An 18,376-nucleotide genomic window follows, 5' to 3' on the forward strand; every position below is an offset into this window, starting at 1 on the left:
CCCTTAGGAATAATTATAAAAGCCCTTCCCTGTCTTCTTACCCAGCCAGCCTGCCTTTACATATTTTCTAAGGAGTGGACATGGACGATATTTATCCTCACCAAAGCCTTCATGCAAGACTTCCATAATCGAGAGACAGGTGTCCAGTCCAATAAAATCTGCGAGTGTGAGAGGGCCCATAGGATGATTCATACCCAGCTTCATCACCGCATCAACAGCCTCCGGGGTCGCCACACCTTCATAGACAGCATAAATGGCTTCATTAATCATTGGCATCAAAACACGATTTGAGACAAAGCCAGGGGAATCCATCACTTCCACAGCTGTTTTACCAAGTGCTTCTGCGGTTTGTTTAACCGTTTCATAAACAGCATCATCTGTTGCCAGTCCTCTTATTACTTCCACAAGAGGCATTACTGGCACTGGATTCATAAAATGCATGCCAATCACTTGCTGTGGCCGCTGAGTGACTGCCGCAATTTCGGTAATAGGTAAGGAGGAGGTATTGCTTGCCAATATGGTCTTTTCAGGCATGAGAGTATCAAGGGCAGCAAAGATGTCGGCTTTGACCTGCATAGCTTCGACGACTGCCTCAACAACTAAATCCACTTGACCCGCTTCCTCTAATGACGTTACCTTCTGTAAATGACGGAGGGCTACCGACCGCTGCTGTTCAACCATTTGTCCCTTCTCTACTTGCTTTTTCAAACGTTGCGTGATCGCCTTCCAACCGCGATCGAGTGCTTCTGGCTGGTTGTCATATAAAAACACCTTGTAATGGGATTGGGCAAAAACCTGAGCGATTCCCGACCCCATTTGTCCAGCACCTATAACGAGCACGTTACGGATTTGATCTATCATGAGTTATTCTCCTCTCCATTCGTTAACTTACCTACACTTCAACGAGTACAGCATCTCCTTGACCACCACCACTGCAAATAGCAGCAATGCCAAGCCCCCCACCGCGACGTTTCAATTCATAGATCAACGTCATTAATAGGCGTGCACCACTTGCTCCAATGGGATGCCCTAAGGCAACTGCACCGCCATTAACATTGACCTTTTCCGGATCAAGCTCCATCATTTTTTGCGCGGTAAGAACCACTGCTGCGAAGGCTTCATTAATTTCAAATAGATCAATATCTGAGAGTTTCCTTCCTGTCCTTTGAAGAAGTTTTTGAATCACTAGACTAGGTGTTTCAGGGAATTGCTGGGGTTCAATGGCTACCTCCGCATGTCCTAAGATCGTAGCTAATGAGTCATGCCCCTGAATCGCTGCAGTCTGTTCATCCATCAAGATAAGCGCACCAGCCCCATCATTGACTCCAGGGGCATTGCCAGCGGTAATCGTACCATTCGGACTAAAAATGGGCCGTAAGCCTTGTAATTTTTCTAGAGTCGTATCTCTGCGCACAGCTTCATCCTGTTCAATGATCCGCACCTCTCCCTTACGCTGCGGAACTTCTATCGGCATTACCTCATCCTTAAAACGCCCGGCATCAACAGCAGCGGCTGCTCTTTGATGACTCCTCAAGGCCCAAAGATCCTGTTCCTCTCGCGAAATAGCATAACGCGTAGCAGCTTCACCACCATAAATCCCCATATGCACGCCATTGAATGCACAAGTGAGACCATCATGAACCATCAGATCGATGATGCTTTGATCCCCCATTCGCATTCCCCAACGTGCTTGAGATAGAACATATGGAGCTTGACTCATCGACTCCATCCCTCCGGCAACAATGGTTTGAGCATCACCTGAACGAATGATTTGATCAGCAAGTGTGACACTCCTTAGACCCGATGCGCACACTTTATTGATGGTCTCTGTTCGTACAGACCATGGTAGCCCAGCAAAATGCGCTGCTTGCCGAGAAGGGATTTGTCCTTGCCCGCCCTGAAGGACCATCCCCATGATCACTTCATCAACGCTCGCACCGTGAAGGCCAGCTTGATCCATAACCCCTTTAATCGCCATGCCGCCAAGCTCCATCGCTGATAATGGACTTAAGCTCCCACCCAATTTCCCAAATGGGGTTCGCGCTGCACGAATCACAACTGTTCGTCTCATATCTTCACTCCTTTATAAAAAGTAAGCGTTTTCATATTGGTTCAATTATAACACGGTGCCGGAACAATGACAGCCGACCTCAAGGCTCCCACATGCAGCAATGCAGGAGCCCCCCAGCTTATTAAACGGCTCTTTCCTCATCGATTGTAGGTGTAATTGACCGTTCAATAATTTCAACAATATCAAGGGTTTGAACGCGATCTTCAACTTCTTTGGCCTTTGTACCATCCGTCATCATCGTTAAGCAATAAGGACAGGCACTACCTATAATGGTTGGTCGCGTTTCTAGAGCTTGTTCTGTCCTAGCGGCATTGATACGTGCTCCCGTGTTTTCCTCCATCCACATCATCCCACCCCCGGCGCCACAACACATGGCATTTTCTCGGGACCGTTCCATTTCAACAACTTCCACTCCCGGGATGGCTTTTAGAATTTCTCTTGGTGGATCATAGACATCATTGTACCGGCCGAGATAACAGGAATCATGATAAGTAATCCGTTCATTAACAGAGTAAGATGGCTTGATCCTTCCTTCTTTTATCCACTGAGCAATTAACTCCGTATGATGATAAACCTCGACCCCCTCTAAACCGAATTCAGGATATTCATTTTTAAAGGTGTTATAAGCATGAGGATCAGCAGTAATAATTTTTTTGACGCCATGCTTTCTAAACGTATCGATATTTTTCTGGGCAAGCTCTTGGAATAAAAATTCATTTCCTATTCGCCGCGGTGTATCCCCTGAATTCTTCTCCTTATTTCCTAAAATAGCAAAGGAGATTCCTGCTTCGTTCATGACCTTAGCCAAAGACTGGACAATTTTTTGACTGCGATTATCATAAGAGCCCATCGCGCCTACCCAGAAGAGATAATCAAAGGACTCTCCTGCTTTTTCAACTTCCTTTACTGTTCTCACTTCAATATCGTCACGCCCTTCACGCCAATTTTCACGCTCTTTGCGACTGAGTCCCCAAGGGTTCCCTTGACGTTCAATGCTCGTCAGCGCTCTTTGGGCATCGGCATCCATTTTCCCCTCGGTTAATACTAAATAGCGACGTAAATCAATAATCTTATCCACATGTTCATTCATGACAGGACATTGATCCTCACAATTCCTACATGTCGTACAGGCCCAAATCTCTTCTTCTGTAATGACATTGCCAATAATCCCACCCGCAAATGTCTCGCCTGTTGCAGCCGTTTGCTCTTGCTTGTGACCAGCATAGGCCAATTGATTCGCTTTTGTATGAGAGAAGGCATAGGCTGGCATCCACGGCGTTCTGGAAGTGACTGTCGCTCCATATTCCGTTAAATGATCACGTAGCTTGACGATCAGGTCCATCGGCGACAGCATTTTTCCTGTCCCTGTAGCTGGGCACATATTTGTGCAGCGTCCACATTCGACACACGCATATAAATCAATCAGCTGACTCTGTTCAAAGTCTTCAATTTTATTCACACCAAAGGTTTCTTGAGATTCATCTTCAAAATCAATGGATTTTAATTGACCAGCTTTCCGTGTTCGACCAAGAAATACATTTACAGGACCAAAAAGCAAGTGGGCATGCTTGGATTGAGGAACATAGAGAGCAAACCCTAATAAAATGAATAAATGAGCCCACCAAAACATATAAAATAATCCCTTTGCCACGGCTATTGGTAGTCCCTGAAATACATAAGCAACAGCAGATGCGAGCGGCGTCATCCACGAATAATTACTGTGCATCCAAATCACTTCAAAGCCATCAGCAAAAATGACTGAAACCATAAGCATACCAATGAATAAAAGCACTAACCCCGCCTTAAACCCTCTTTTCAAGCGAACCAAGCGCTCGATATAGCGGCGATAAAATGCCCAGACCACAGCAACAAGAATCATAAGTACAACCAGCTCTTGCAGCAATTTAAATGCGGGATATAAAGAGCCAAACGGAAGATGAGAACCTGGTGCTAGCCCCTTCCACACCAAGTCAATTGCCCCAAACTGAACGAGGATAAAGCCATAAAACATCATGACATGAATGGTGCCACTTTTTTTATCTTTTAATAGCTTTTTCTGACCAAATACATTAATAAGGACAGCCTGCATACGTTCTTTTAAGGTCAGATCCCATTCTGCCTTTTTTCCGAGCCGAATAAAGGTGATCCTCGTCTTAATAACATGTGTGATTAAATAGACACCATAAGCAAGCACTACAAGAAATGCCATCCAATTCACCAATAGTAATCTATCCATTGGTTTAAAGGCCCCCTTCGCTACTGACTCCACCTGTAATGTAACTGCTTTCATTTAAAGAAAATCAAAGCAGCTGTTCTGTTGGTTTATTATAGCACAGCTGCATCAGAAAATGAATGAGCATTCAGTCATTTTTATATTTTTCATCATTTATGGTGACACTCAAGCCAATCTCTCCTTTTAAATTAAAGGATGTTGGGGCATCTTAAATAGTAAAGGAGGAGAGGACACTTGCCTATGCTTTGGACAATCATCGTCGTGCTCATCGTTATCATTCTGATTATCATTGCTGCACTAGTGGATTTGATTACTGGCTTTAAAAAGGATGTTGGCAAGTATTCAGCTCCTAAGCCCGCCCCTTCACAAACGACGGTCACTTTATTTAGTGACGGGCATCGCTTTATTGATGCCTTAAAAAGAGATATGTCGCAAGCCAAGCAGCACATTCATTTGGCCTTCTTTATCTTTAGGTACGATCAAATTGGACAAGAACTTGTCGACACATTGTTAAGCTATGCGAGAAAGGGGGTAAAAATTCGTCTATTATTAGACTACTTGGGCAGCCGCGGCTTCCCTAAAAAAATTCAAAATAAGTTAAGCGAAGCCGGAATTGAACTTGGCTTTACAGCTAAACCTACATTCCCTTTTACCGTCTATTCCCTCAATCGTCGTAACCACCACAAAACCGTTGTGATTGATGGAAAGATTGGTTATTTCGGTGGATTTAATATTGGTGATGAATACTTAGGGATCAAAAGCGATATGGGAGACTGGCGCGATTATCATCTCCGCCTTGAGGGAGAAGGAGTTAAAGAGCTCCAGAAGCAATTTCTATATAATTGGCAAATCACCCGCCAACAAGCCTTAGATGGAGATGAATTTTTTCCAGCATTACCTCAAGGAAAAAGCAATATGTCCTTTGTTCCAACCGCAGGAAAGGGTTTGGAAGCATTGTTTATTGAGCATCTATCCAAGGCTAAAAAACGCCTATTTATTGGCACACCTTATTTCATTCCTACAAAGCGCATGCAAAACGTCTTAATCGGCCTTTTAAAACGCAATGTAGAAGTGACCTTACTGCTTCCGCTAAAACGTGATCATCCTTTCGTCCGACCTGCCTCCTTTCATTTCCTTGGACAATTGTTAAACTGCGGGGCAAAGGTCTATCATTTTTATCAAGGGTTTTATCACGCCAAGGTCTTTATTGTCGATGACAGCAGTTGTTATTTAGGCACAGCTAATTTTGATCAACGCAGTTTCTTCTGGAATGATGAGATGAACGCTTTTATTTATGATCAAGAATTAATTGCCGAGGTCGAAAAGATGACCATAGAGGATCTACGCCGGTCCACGCCTTTTACAATTGATGATCTAAAAAAACGCTCCGCCTATGAAAAGCTTAAAACGACGTTATCCTTACCCATGTCCCCTTTATTATAAGAGGACAACATACAAAAAGGCCTCCCTTTACAGGGGCCTTTTTGTAGGAGGGCAAGGACAATCTTGCGTATGACAGCAATGCGTTTGTCAACAATGTAAACATAAAACCACTTTATCCACAATTTTCCGAGCTTATCCACAATATCCACATCTTTTTAAAAAGTGCTCCACAATCTGATTAAATATAGAATACTTTTTTGTCGGCAGTTCATGAAAGGCTCTGTTAATATAAGCAATCTCGGCCCTGGGTAAATAGTCTTGAAAGAGATGGTGATGATAACGAATATGACGACTGAGTTGGCCATAAAGTACAAGGGTTGGAAGGTTGGCAAGCTTATAGAGATGCTCTGTACAATCATAGTCTCGATAACAGGCATACATCCGTTGGACAATCATAGCATTAGCCATTTTCCCATAATTATAAAGTTCTTGAAAGTCAACGAATTGCTGCTTATGACTATAGGCTAGCATGCGCGAGAGGAAGCTCACCCGATCAGCCGCCATCAGGCCAATGCCTATATTAAATTGTTGCTTCAAAGACCATGTCTCAACCTTTGGAAAGCCTCCGGATAAAACAAGTGCTGCCACACGCTGTGGATACTTTAGCGCAAAATGCATAGCAAGCATTCCTGCCGCCGAATATCCTACGAGAATCACCTTTTCAAGTCGAAGATGGTCAATTAATGCTAAGAGATCTAAGCGATTCACTTCTAATGGATCGCCCTCTGTCTCCTGACATATGCTTCGCCCATGCCCACGCATATCATAGAAGATGACACGAAAATCCTTTGCGAGTTGGCGCTGATATTTAAATACAACATGCCCCATTAAAGGCGGATGAAGAAATATTAATGGGACCTTCCCTTCCCCATAGTGTTCAAAGTATAGAATGGTTCCATCCTGAAGCTGACAATTTGCCATCGTGTCTCCTTCTTTCTAAATTAGGACTGAATCAGGATAAGCAGCCATTGATAGACCCGAAATCCTAAATAAATACCGATAATCCCCATAATCCCCGCTAGTGCAGGAGGCGCAGGAATCGGAAGCTTTAATAAGGCAAATATAAATCCAACGATGAAGCCTGTGATGAGTGCTAAACATACGACTTTCAAAGGCGTTCCTCCTTGGCGTTATTGTTCACTGTTTAAAGGAAAATATGCAGCATTATACAGCACTTTACCTTGGTTCAGCCTCTTCCTTCTATTCTGCTGGCGTGAGGTGCTTTATATATTTTGAGTTGATTTCATAATGACTGATTGAAGTAAAATTAACGCATATGAATGGCTTGTGATAAGTAAAAGACCTGCAGAAAGTGCTTCTGCAGGTTCAGTTACCCACAATACCTGTGGATAATATTTATCTTTTGGCAACACTCAATGATTACATGGATTCTGGTGCATTGACACCAAGAAGCTCAAGGGCATTTTTTAACGTGATTTTTACGGCCTTCATTAAAGCAACACGTTCAACGGTCTTTTCTTCATCATAAGGATCGATGACTTTCTCCGCATTATAAAAGCTATGAAGAGTGGCCGCAAGCTCAAAGACATAATTGGTAATACGCTGAGGTGCTAAGCGATTGGCCGCCTCAACAATGGCCTCTGGAAATTCCCCAAGCTTTTTCAAAAGATCTATCTCTTTTTCAGATTGCAGATGTGTAAAAGCATACCCTGAAAATTCATCGCGCAGATAGTGATCTGCTTTTTTCAGCATGCTGCAAATACGAGCATGCGCATATTGTACATAATATACTGGATTTTCATTGGAGCGTGAAAGAGCAAGATCGATATCAAAATCAAGATGGCTGTCCGATGAGCGCATTGCAAAAAAGTAGCGCATCGCATCTGTTCCAACCTCTTCCATTAGCTCACGCAAGGTAACAGCTTTACCTGTTCTCTTGCTCATTTTAACCTTTTCACCGTCTTTGAACAGGCTTACCAATTGAATGATGACAACCTCTAAACGCTCCGGATCATAGCCAAGCGCTGAAAAGGCAGCCCGCATTCGCGGTATGTATCCGTGGTGATCTGCACCCCAAACATTAATGACCTTCTGGAAGCCCCGCTCTAGCTTATTGCGATGATAGGCGATATCTGGTGTAAGATAGGTAAAGCTCCCATCACTTTTTATTAGGACACGATCCTTGTCATCACCAAAATCCGTAGAGCGCAGCCACAGCGCGCCGTCAGCTTCATAGGTATGACCACCAGCTTTTAGCTTCTCTAGAGTTTCGGTGATTTCTCCCGACTGATAGAGGCTTGTCTCCGAGAACCACTCATCAAATTCCACGCGGAAATCTTTAAGATCGCGACGAATGCCCTTAATCAGATGATCAACACCAAAACGTCGCAGGAAGCCAATTCTCTCCACCTCATCCATTTCAATGAGGCGATCACCATGTTCATTGGCAAGCTGTTGACCTAGAGCGATGATATCCTTTCCATGATAGCCATCCTCAGGCAGCTCGCCATCCTTCCCAAGCGCTTGAAAATATCGCGCTTCGATGGAGCGTGCCAGATTATCAATCTGATTCCCCGCATCATTGATATAGTATTCTCCGCTGACTTTGTACCCCGCTTTATTCATGACTTTGACTAGGACGTCGCCAACGGCAGCCCCCCGGGCGTGTCCTAGGTGCAGACTTCCGGTTGGATTCGCTGACACGAACTCAATCTGCCTTGTCTCTCCATTGCCTGCATTGGACTTTCCATAGGCTTCTTGAGAGTGGAGGATTTCAGGTATGAGAGCTGTTAAATAGCTTTTATCTAAGAAAAAGTTAATAAAACCCGGACCGGCGATATCAATCGATTGAATCTGTGCTTTTTCACGATCAATGCTTTCTACAATGGTCTCAGCAATTTGCCGCGGCGCCTTTTTAGCAATTTTTGCAAGTTTCATCGCGACATTGGTAGCGTAATCCCCATGGCTTTTATCCTTTGGCACCTCCAACAGGATATCTGTAAGCTCATGCTCCTGAGCTAACCCAGATTGAACGACTGCCTGTTTAATTTCTTCTTTTAATTGTTGTTTAACCTTTTCAACAATTGTCATTACTGTACCTCCTCTAGCTTAAATGTTAACGTAAAGCGACCCACTGCTTGTCCTTGTAAAACGAGATCATAGCTTATGAGTAATCGACCGTTCCTACTTTTGTCCTGCCAGCCTGCCTCACATCTATTCAGGGTGGTTACTGTTTCCATTTGTCCATACGGACTGTTATACGATCCCGTTAAAGCTTCTCCGACTTTCAAAGGCTGACGCATAGATACCGCTCCGGTCCGAAGAATCAAAGCTTCATCACCTTTGATTTTAACCGTATGATCAACGGAACCAACTCCTTCCATTTCCTCTTTATAACGAAGAAAATAGGCTCCGCCCTTGATATATAAAACCCCTTTGGTATGTAAAACGGTTGTTTCTGGCCCCATATCGGTATGCTTAATGACACTTTTAAGCCTGATCTTAACTTCAAAAGTTGTCTCCATGAGCCTCACCCCGATTCATAATGGCTCTATAAAAACTTTTAGACCTCTTATAACTTATATAAAATGTCGAAAAAACACAAGTGTATGAGCAGTATTGACCGAAATTCTTTTAAGAAAACTGAATACCTTCAAATTTTACGATTTTTATTGGCGCACAATGTTCTTTATATCCCACGTTCCTTCCCGAATGTATGAAAAACACCCCTTTAAGGAGTGTTTACGAATGCTTCTCTCTTTTAGCATGACCACACACGTTGTTAAGCGTAATGATCTCGTAAATGGATAGCAATTCATAGACAATCATGAGCTTGGGGGTTAAATGATAATGTCCGTCTGCTGTCTTATTTTGTTCTTGTTTTGTTCTAGAATACAGCTCATCAACTTGCCCTAGCACAGCATCAAAGGCTGTCTCCCCCATCTTTTGGTTTGGAGCTTCCTTTAAATGATGGGCTAATCCTTCAATAAATCGTCGGAGCAGCTCCTGATCTTGAGCAGTAAAAACACCAAGATCCACAGGAGCGTATATTAAGTTGCCAAGATGATACATGATTTTTTGCAATTGTTCTAGACGTCTTTGATAGAAAGTAATGTCACGTACCTCTTGCATATGATGACGATGATAACGCCACTCTGATCTTTGAAAATGGACTAAACGGAAGGTGAATTCCAAGGTTTTTGTACATTCTTGATAGAGATGACGCAACCGCATTCTACTGCCATTTTTATGACTCTCCAGCACTGTTCTTAAAATTCGCGTAGCCTCTTCAGTCAATTCCTCTGTTTTTCGATCAATCACCTTTTGGTAATTCGGTGGCAGTATAAAATAATTAATCCCTGTCGCAACAGCAATACCAGTGAGCGTTGTACCAAGTCGAATAATAAAGGAATCTAAGTAGTGTCCGTAAGTAGCTGGAATCATAGCAACCGCGGTCAATACAGCAACCACCATACCATCGTACAGCTTGAGTTTGAAACAAGCGATCAGTGTTAATGACGCAGAAAAGCCATAGGTTAGCGCCCCTCTTCCAAACAATCCTTCAAAAAACATCGCAAACGCAGCACCAATTGCTGAAGCAGGAAAGCGAATCATCCCCTTTTTTACTGAGTCTACGGATGTATTTTCAATGGAAACAATAGCTGTCATCACCGCAAACAGAGGTGGCCAATCTAATGCCTCACAGATCAGCGCTGTCACAAAAGCAGCTAAGCAACTTTTTAAAATACGACTGCCAATAAAGCTTCTTTTTAACACCCACTGCATGAACAATCACCTTGGTTCTACTTTTTCTTTCCCTTAATTATAGTATAAATCCACAGCTACATATGTTCCTGGTTAACAAACCAAGCAGACTGAATCCAAAGCTTGCTATCTCTTTACCCAACCTAATAGAATCTCTCGAATAAACTTGCTTGCGGCAATGGCGGTCTGATCACTATGATCATAAATAGGAGCCACTTCTACTAAATCCGCACCAATGATGTTAAGATCTGATTCAGAAATCATGGTAATGGCTTGTAATAATTCTTTAGATGAGATGCCTCCGGCTTCAGCGGTCCCTGTCCCAGGAGCAAAGGCTGGATCTAAGACATCGATATCAATCGTGACATAGACAGGTCGCCCGCTTAACTTTGGCAGATGCTTTTTTAAGGGCTCAGCGACTTCAAAGCATTCCATGGTCATACCAGATGTTCGTCCAAATTCAAATTCCTCACGCATTCCTGAACGAATACCAAAGGAATAGACATTTTCTGGACCTAATAGCTCACAAGCCTTGCGCACTGGCGTTGCGTGCGAAAGGACTTCACCCTCATACTCTTCACGAAGATCAGCATGCGCATCGATATGGATCAGAGCCATATCTGAATACTTCCTGTGCATAGCTTTCAGCACTGGCCATGTCACCAAATGTTCGCCACCAAGACCTATCGGCATTTTACCATCAGCGAGCAATTGCTCAATGTACGCTTCAATCAGATCTAAACTCTTCCCTGGGTTGCCAAAAGGTAAAAGGATATCCCCGGCGTCATAATAATTGACTTCCTCTAAGTGGCGCTTCACATAAGGCGAATATTCCTCTAATCCTATAGATACCTCGCGAATCCGCGCCGGACCAAAGCGGGAGCCTGGCCGAAAGCTTACCGTATAATCCATAGGCATTCCATAAATAACGGCTTGTGCTTCCTCATAGTTTGGACGACTCATAATAAATACTTTACCAGAATAAGCTTCATCAAATTTCATTTCAACGTCACTCCGTATCTTAAAACTCACTTTTTAGTTAGGGCTTCGACGAATTTCGGTAGAACAAATGCGGCTTTATGTAACCTTTCCGTATAATACTTCGTTTCAATTTCATGGAAGCGCTCCGCAGTAACCTCTAGAGGATCATAGGCTTTTGATCCCATTGTAAAAGTCCACAGTCCACTCGGATAAGTGGGAACATTAGCGGTGTATAATCTTGTGATAGGGAAGATTTCGTTTACATCGCTAAAGACTTGGCGAATCAGATCTGCCTTGAACCAAGGATTATCCGTTTGTGCAATGAATAGGCCATCCTCTTTCAGCGCTCTTGAAAGACCTTCATAAAAGCCTTTTTCAAAAAGCTTTACCGCCGGACCCACTGGCTCTGTGGAATCTACCATGATCACATCATAAGCATCACGACTTTCTGCGATATGCATAAAGCCATCCCCAACAATAACCTCCACTTTTGGATGAGTAAAGGCAGCTGCAATCGTTGGTAAATGCTTTTTAGAGTGTTCAATCACGCGCCCATCAATCTCTACAAGGGTCACCTTCTCCACTTCAGGATGCTTGACCACCTCACGAATCACTCCACCATCGCCGCCACCAACAACGAGAATTCGTTTTGGACAAGGATGGGTAAATAACGGGACATGAGCCACCATTTCATGATAAACAAATTCATCCTTTTCCGTCGTCATCACCATGCCATCTAATGTAAGCATGTTGCCAAATTCCTCGGTTTCCAGCATTTCAAGCTGTTGATAAGCGGTTTGCTCAGTCACTAATGTTTGCTTAATCTTTGCCGTAATGCCAAAGCTCTTCGTTTGTTTTTCTGTATACCACAGTTCCATATTATGATCACCCCTCATTTATTCCTTACCATTAATGTGGGTCAAATCTCTGTAGACATACCCAAAAGTATAATCTAAGCAAATTTATTTTCAAGACTTGAAGGAGGATTTGAAATGCCAGAGGTTAAAGAGTAAAATACTTTCGGTATACACAACGTCACGTTTAGATGCTTTTGCTTTATTCCATACTGTAGGTGTATAAAGTACTTGCTAAAGAAAGATGGAGGGATTCTGGATGGAACTCGTAACAGACCAAAACATCCGCAGAATAAAGTCCTTTTTAAAATGGTTGATACGAGTCACCCTTGCCTTTGTTTTGCTGCTGATTTTTACTGTAGTCAGTCTTTGGATCTATGCTAAAATCCTTGGACCACCTCCGATAAAAGTCCCCCAAACCACAGAGTTTCTCACAGCAGATAACAAAGTGTTTGCCGAAGCAGAACATGGGAATCAAAACCGTTATTGGGTGAATATTAACCATATTTCCAAGCCGGTGACTCAAGCCACCGTCGCTGTAGAAGATAAACGCTTTTACCACCATCATGGCTTCGATATCAAACGTATCTTTGGTTCCATCGTTGCAGATGTCACGTCCTTCTCAAAGTCTCAGGGAGCAAGTACATTGACAATGCAATATGCTCGCAATCTGTATCTGAGCAATGATAAAACATGGAAGCGAAAATTCCTGGAAATGTTCTATACCATGAGGCTCGAATCCAATTATTCTAAAAAAGATATTCTCGAAGGTTATTTAAACACAGTCTATTATGGACATGGTGCCTACGGCATTCAAGCTGCATCTAAATACTATTTTGACAAGCCTGCCAAGGACTTAACGCTTGCTGAAGCCAGTCTTCTGGCCGGCGTTCCAAATGGGCCAAGCTACTTTGCACCGGATGATCACTTTGACAATGCTAAAAAACGGCAACGGATTGTGCTTCAAGCTATGGTAAACAGCCACTACATTACCAAGGCCGAGGCAGCTAAAGCGTTCAACCAGCACTTAACAATCCTCAAGAAGCACCCTGCCTCGTCAAGCATTGCCCCTTATTTTGAAGATGCCGTTCAAAATGAGCTGCACACCAAACTCGGTTTATCAGAATCTGATATCGCCACAGGGGGGTTAAAGGTCTACACAACACTGAACACAGATTTACAGGAAAAGGCCAATAAATGGGTGAAGCAAGTGATCGCCCCCGATTCAAGGATTGAAACTGCCCTTGTTTCAATGAACCCAAAGACCGGGGCGGTAGAGGCAATGGTCGGCGGACGGGATTACTCTAAGGATCAATATAATCTTGCTGTTCAAGCGAAGCGACAGCCTGGCTCTAGCTTCAAGCCCTTTTTGTACTACGCAGCGCTTCGCAATGGCTTTACACCATCATCAACATTGACAAGTGAACCCACCACCTTTACTTATGATGATGGACATCAGACCTATAGTCCAGAAAACTATGGAGGCTACTATGCAGGAGGTCCGATTACCCTCATGCAGGCCCTCGCCTTATCAGACAACATTTTTGCTGTCAAAACACACTTAGCCATCGGGATGGATAAGCTTGTCAGTACCGCACATAAAATGGGCATTTCCAGTCCTTTATCCGCCATCCCTTCTCTTGCCTTAGGAACGAAAGAGGTCAGTGTTTTAGAGATGGCGAGAGCTTATAGTACCATTGCCAATCTGGGGGCTCGCGTCAGTCCGAACTATATTACCAAGGTTGTCAATCGTGAAGGAGATGTCATTTATCAATGGCACCCTGAGAAAAAACAAGTGTTAGATAAAGCGACCAGCTTCGTTCTTTCGCAAATGATGACAGGGATTTTCGATCCCAAGCTCAATGACTATACAACAGTGACCGGTAACAGCGTCAAAGACATATTAACGCACAAGGTTGCAGCAAAAACAGGAACAACCAATACAGACAGTTGGATGGTCGGCTTTACACCTAAAATCACTACAGCAGTTTGGGTCGGTTATAAAGAGCACCAAACGCTAAGTACCTATCCAGACTCTCGTTATTCCAAAAAGCTATGGGCAAATTATATGGAAAGTGCGCTAGAAGGCCAACCTAAAAATAGTTTTAAGGCGCCTAAAGGGGTTGTAAAAGCCTGGGTTGATCCTGATACAGGAAAACTGGCGACAGATGCGTGCCCTAATGCCCGCCTGACATACTATGTTAAGGGGACAGAACCAACCGAATACTGTGATAAACACCATGGCACACCTTACAAAAAGGAAAAAGACAAAGGGGCAGACAAAAAAGGCAAAGGCTTGATTAATAAGATATTAGACCTTTTTCCATGGTAAGCAACCAAAACGCTTAGAGTGTGGAGAACTGTTAGAGTTCTTCACACTCTTTTTTATACTATCAGAATGTATAACTCTGCTGCCGCTCATAAAGGAAGAGAGTATAAGGCGGGCTTTGACTTTTGCCATTAAAGCTTGCGGGCACCCTAAGCGTGTGGTTTGCAAAAATCACATCAGGAGTACCAGCGAGGTGCAAGCCAAGTTTTCTAATGACGAGAGGATGCAATTGGCATCCATGCCATCAGATTTAGTACAATAGCCTAGAGATAATGCATATATACCGTGACACACCACCTGCACGATAATTTTTCGGGGGTGTGGTTCTTTTTCTAATACAAGAAATATGCGACACTGTTATCAAGGGGATGAAGGCCTTGTTCAACGATTTTAAACTTATGGATGATCGTCCAATTTATATCCAACTTAAGGATTATTTAAAAAAGAAAATTACTAATGGCCAGCTACTCGCTCACCAAAAACTCCCCTCGACTCGTGAGCTGAGCAAATTATTATCCATCAGTCGTAACACAGTGCTCACAGCCTATGCTGATTTGGAGCAAGAGGGATTTATCTTCGCCGTTAAAGGAAAAGGTCATTTTGTCGATGCGGTCGAAACGGCGAAATCCCCTGCTATTCACTTAGACTGGACACAAAAAACCAATACTACAACACAGCTAGCAGAAGCATTAGATTTAATGAAGCACGGTGTGCGCCGAACAAAAGAGATGATTTCATTTAATAGCATTGCCCCGGATGAAGCCTTATTTGACGTTGAAAACGTTAAACGTGCATTTTTACAGCGCATGGCGATTGAAGGGCATATTGTTCTGAACTACGGTTATGCCAAAGGTTATAAACCACTGATTGATTATCTTCTACATTATATGGAAATGAAGGGTGTCGATATTGCCAATAAAGACATGTTAATAACCAATGGCTTCACTGAGGGGCTGGATATTCTTTTATCCTCCTTACAAAAGAATAGCGGCCGTATCCTTTGTGAAAATCCCACCCATCATTCCGCCTTGAAACTTTTTAAGCTACATGGCTATGAGGTTCAGGGGATCGATATGGAGGATGACGGCATGGCTATCGATGCGCTTGACCAAGCCTTATCTGAGCACACCTTTGATTTGGCTTATCTGATTCCGTCCTATCATAATCCAACAGGGATCGTTACCTCTTCCGAAAAAAGGATGGCACTTATGAGGCGGTTATCAGAGCAGCAGATCCCCATTATTGAAGATGGTTTTAACGAGGAATTGCGCTATTCAGGCTCCCATTTAGCCCCGCTCGCTACCTTTGCAGGGCAGGGGAATCAGGTCATTTATGTCAGCAGCTTTTCAAAAATTCTATTCCCAGGATTACGTGTGGGTTGGATTTTAGCAGACAAGGCCTTGATTCATTCACTTGAGAGTGTAAAACGCGCGCGCACTATCCACAGTTCTACCTTAGATCAAGCTTTGCTTTATCAATATTTGCATGATGGCTATTTTGAAAAATATTTAAAGAAGGTCAAAGCGGCCTATAAGAAAAAATATGAATGCACCGTATATTATTGCAAACATTATCTGCCTTATAAGCGCTTGGCAGGTGATGGCGGACTCCACCTTTTTATTGAATTAGAAGATGCTTTGGACGCCCGAAAGCTTTTAAAGCTGTGCCTTCAAAAAGGTGTAAGCTTCTTCCCAGGCGATGTTTTTTACACAGATAACAAAGGAAAAAACACTTTGAGACTTGGGTTTTCTAGATTAAAAGAGGAAGAAATTGCTCTTGGTATTCAAACAATCGGGCATATTTTAAAACATGAGTATGGAGGTTAAGCAAATGAAAGTTGGCGTTATTATGGGAGGCGTGTCCTCCGAAAAACAGATATCCCTCATGACAGGTAAAGAAATGATCGCAAATTTAGATCCTAGAAAATACGCGGTCGTTCCCATCGAACTAAATGATAAATACGAGCTAATTGAAAAAGCTCGGTCTATCGATGTTGCCCTTCTGGCACTTCACGGGAAGTTTGGTGAAGATGGAACGATTCAAGGAACACTAGAAACTCTTGGCATCCCTTATACAGGAAGTGGCACACTATCTAGCAGCTTAGGGATGGATAAAAATATATCAAAAAAGCTTCTGCGTTTTGAAGGTATAAATACACCAGACTGGGTTCATGTAACAAATACAGAAGAGCTAAAGATAGAAGAAGTCGACAAGCTGGGTTATCCGGTTGTTGTTAAGCCAAACTCAGGTGGCTCAAGCGTTGGCGTTCAACTCGTTGAAGATAGAGAGGCGCTGATTGCCGCTGTGAATGAAGTCTTCAAATGGGATTCAGAAGTACTTATTGAACAGTATATAAAGGGGGACGAAATCACCTGTCCGATCTTGGATGATAAATGTCTCCCAGTTCTCTCCATCCGTCACCAAGCAGCCTTCTTTGATTATTCTTCAAAATACACTGATGCCTCAACTATTGAGGAAGTCATTGAACTGCCGGCGGATTTAAATGGCCGTGTGGAAACCGCTGCACTTGGTAGCTATAAAGCCCTCAAGTCTAGCGTTTATGCACGTGTTGACATGATGATCAAGGATGGTACGCCCTATGTTATGGAAATCAATTCTTTACCGGGGATGACACAAAACAGCCTGCTCCCTAAAAGTGCCCGGGCCGCCAATATCTCTTACAGCCAGTTGCTCGACTTGATTATCGAGCTCTCTCTAAAGGCAAGAAGTCAGGAAGGCATGCTTCAACCTTTATAAGAAATAAGAGAAGAATAATGCCTAAACCCAATAACTCCCTATACCCAAACAGCACCCGAACATCATGTTCAGGTGCTGTTTTTGGGGTCTTAGAATATTATGTGTACGATTATTTTACGTGTAAACCCTTTCTTTAACAAGTCGATTACCAAATGTTCAAAAAACATTCACATTTTTGATTTTACGGATGTCCACTTCATCTCATGCTTTATTAATAAAATAACCGTATGGTAATTATCTATTTTTTGTAAAAAACCAATACGGGAAATAATTAATAGTAGATCCCTATCTCAAAAGAGTCCATGAAATCACTTCTTGTAGTATATTCGTAAAATTGGAATGGGTCAGGCCCTCTTTATTATGCGCTGGAGTCAAACAGCTAACGCGGCCCTTTCCAAAACCATGTGCCCAACCTGCGATGGAATGCCCCCTTTCTGAGACTGACTGTAAAAATACATTTGTTTCCTCTGTATTACAATGCACAAAATAATGCTCATCCTTGATTTCAAAATCATGACTAGTCCTCACAATTTGATTCTCAACACTTTGATAGCTGACCATTGGATGTTCAACCGGATGATACTCAAAATATCCTTTTAGCATCTCAACATAAGAACCCGCTTCCGGATAGGAAGCTAATCCTGCATGCCAAGCAAGCCAGGCCCCTCCTTTAGAAACATAATCTATAATGACCTCCTCTATTTCTGCTGTCATCCAATGCTCCACATGTTCAGCTTGTGGATTCACCCGATTTTCTTTAAACAAAATCACAGCCGCTGGTACCGTATCCCTAAGCCTACTTGCTAACTCGTTTGTTGGAATCTCAATCCATTCTATATCTTCTTCTATTGATTCTGTCGCCTTGTCAAGGGCAGCCTTTACCCATTCATAAGGATGATAATAATCTCCAAGCATGGTGAAGACTTTCTTCATAATTTCTCCTCCTTCCCACTCTGTATAAAAAGGTCTATTATTCTAAAAAT

15 protein-coding genes are annotated in these 18,376 nt (G+C 42.9%); 4 read left to right on the top strand and 11 right to left on the bottom strand.

Annotated elements, in window-relative coordinates:
* Positions 1-3: 3 nt before the first annotated feature.
* The 3 genes from IEW82_RS01970 to IEW82_RS01980 all read right to left on the bottom strand — a co-directional run bounded on the left by IEW82_RS01970 (position 4) and on the right by IEW82_RS01980 (position 4,307).
* Positions 4-861, bottom strand: a complete 858-nt coding sequence (locus IEW82_RS01970; RefSeq protein WP_188688316.1) for a 3-hydroxybutyryl-CoA dehydrogenase — start codon at positions 859-861, stop codon at positions 4-6.
* 31 nt (positions 862-892) lie between these two features.
* Positions 893-2,071 carry an acetyl-CoA C-acetyltransferase gene (locus tag IEW82_RS01975; RefSeq protein ID WP_188688318.1) on the bottom strand — a complete coding sequence of 393 codons (1,179 nt, stop codon included), beginning with the start codon at positions 2,069-2,071 and terminating at the stop codon, positions 893-895.
* 121 nt (positions 2,072-2,192) lie between these two features.
* On the bottom strand, positions 2,193-4,307 hold the full coding sequence (locus IEW82_RS01980; protein WP_188688320.1) for a (Fe-S)-binding protein: 2,115 nt from the start codon (positions 4,305-4,307) through the stop codon (positions 2,193-2,195).
* A 237-nt stretch (positions 4,308-4,544) separates the two neighbouring features.
* Here IEW82_RS01980 and cls point away from each other — a divergent pair, with 237 nt between their 5' ends.
* A complete protein-coding gene (gene cls, locus IEW82_RS01985; RefSeq protein WP_229672230.1) occupies positions 4,545-5,747 on the top strand; it encodes a cardiolipin synthase in 1,203 nt (400 codons plus the stop codon).
* Positions 5,748-5,879: 132 nt separating this feature from the next.
* Here the strand turns inward: cls and IEW82_RS01990 are convergent, their stop codons facing one another.
* From IEW82_RS01990 to speE, 7 genes are all read right to left on the bottom strand, one after another.
* Positions 5,880-6,668: an alpha/beta fold hydrolase gene (locus IEW82_RS01990; RefSeq protein WP_188688324.1), complete on the bottom strand. Its 789-nt coding sequence runs from the start codon at positions 6,666-6,668 to the stop codon at positions 5,880-5,882.
* Between the two features lie 20 nt (positions 6,669-6,688).
* Positions 6,689-6,859, bottom strand: a complete 171-nt coding sequence (locus tag IEW82_RS01995; RefSeq protein ID WP_188688327.1) for a XapX domain-containing protein — start codon at positions 6,857-6,859, stop codon at positions 6,689-6,691.
* Positions 6,860-7,127: 268 nt separating this feature from the next.
* On the bottom strand, positions 7,128-8,798 hold the full coding sequence (gene argS, locus IEW82_RS02000) for an arginine--tRNA ligase (RefSeq protein ID WP_188688329.1): 1,671 nt from the start codon (positions 8,796-8,798) through the stop codon (positions 7,128-7,130).
* Positions 8,798-9,232, bottom strand: coding sequence for a YwiB family protein (locus tag IEW82_RS02005; RefSeq protein ID WP_188688331.1), 435 nt, complete (start codon positions 9,230-9,232; stop codon positions 8,798-8,800). Before IEW82_RS02005 ends, argS begins: the two co-directional genes overlap by 1 nt.
* A gap of 217 nt (positions 9,233-9,449) precedes the next feature.
* Positions 9,450-10,493, bottom strand: coding sequence for an FUSC family protein (locus IEW82_RS02010; RefSeq protein WP_188688333.1), 1,044 nt, complete (start codon positions 10,491-10,493; stop codon positions 9,450-9,452).
* Between the two features lie 105 nt (positions 10,494-10,598).
* A complete protein-coding gene (gene speB / locus IEW82_RS02015) occupies positions 10,599-11,474 on the bottom strand; it encodes an agmatinase (protein WP_188688335.1) in 876 nt (291 codons plus the stop codon).
* A gap of 26 nt (positions 11,475-11,500) precedes the next feature.
* A complete protein-coding gene (speE, locus tag IEW82_RS02020) occupies positions 11,501-12,331 on the bottom strand; it encodes a polyamine aminopropyltransferase (RefSeq protein ID WP_188688337.1) in 831 nt (276 codons plus the stop codon).
* A 235-nt stretch (positions 12,332-12,566) separates the two neighbouring features.
* On the opposite strand from speE, the gene IEW82_RS02025 reads away from it, so the two are divergent.
* The 3 genes from IEW82_RS02025 to IEW82_RS02035 all read left to right on the top strand — a co-directional run bounded on the left by IEW82_RS02025 (position 12,567) and on the right by IEW82_RS02035 (position 17,393).
* Positions 12,567-14,639 (top strand): transglycosylase domain-containing protein, encoded by a 2,073-nt coding sequence (locus IEW82_RS02025; protein WP_188688339.1) that lies wholly within the window; start codon positions 12,567-12,569, stop codon positions 14,637-14,639.
* A 374-nt stretch (positions 14,640-15,013) separates the two neighbouring features.
* On the top strand, positions 15,014-16,462 hold the full coding sequence (gene pdxR, locus IEW82_RS02030; protein ID WP_188688341.1) for a MocR-like pyridoxine biosynthesis transcription factor PdxR: 1,449 nt from the start codon (positions 15,014-15,016) through the stop codon (positions 16,460-16,462).
* A gap of 4 nt (positions 16,463-16,466) precedes the next feature.
* Positions 16,467-17,393 carry a D-alanine--D-alanine ligase gene (locus tag IEW82_RS02035; RefSeq protein ID WP_188688343.1) on the top strand — a complete coding sequence of 309 codons (927 nt, stop codon included), beginning with the start codon at positions 16,467-16,469 and terminating at the stop codon, positions 17,391-17,393.
* A gap of 285 nt (positions 17,394-17,678) precedes the next feature.
* Here IEW82_RS02035 and IEW82_RS02040 read toward each other — a convergent pair whose 3' ends face one another.
* Positions 17,679-18,326: a ThuA domain-containing protein gene (locus IEW82_RS02040; RefSeq protein WP_188688345.1), complete on the bottom strand. Its 648-nt coding sequence runs from the start codon at positions 18,324-18,326 to the stop codon at positions 17,679-17,681.
* Positions 18,327-18,376: the final 50 nt, after the last annotated feature.

This window comes from Pullulanibacillus camelliae, assembly GCF_014642655.1.
Classification (GTDB): domain Bacteria; phylum Bacillota; class Bacilli; order Bacillales; family Sporolactobacillaceae; genus Pullulanibacillus; species Pullulanibacillus camelliae.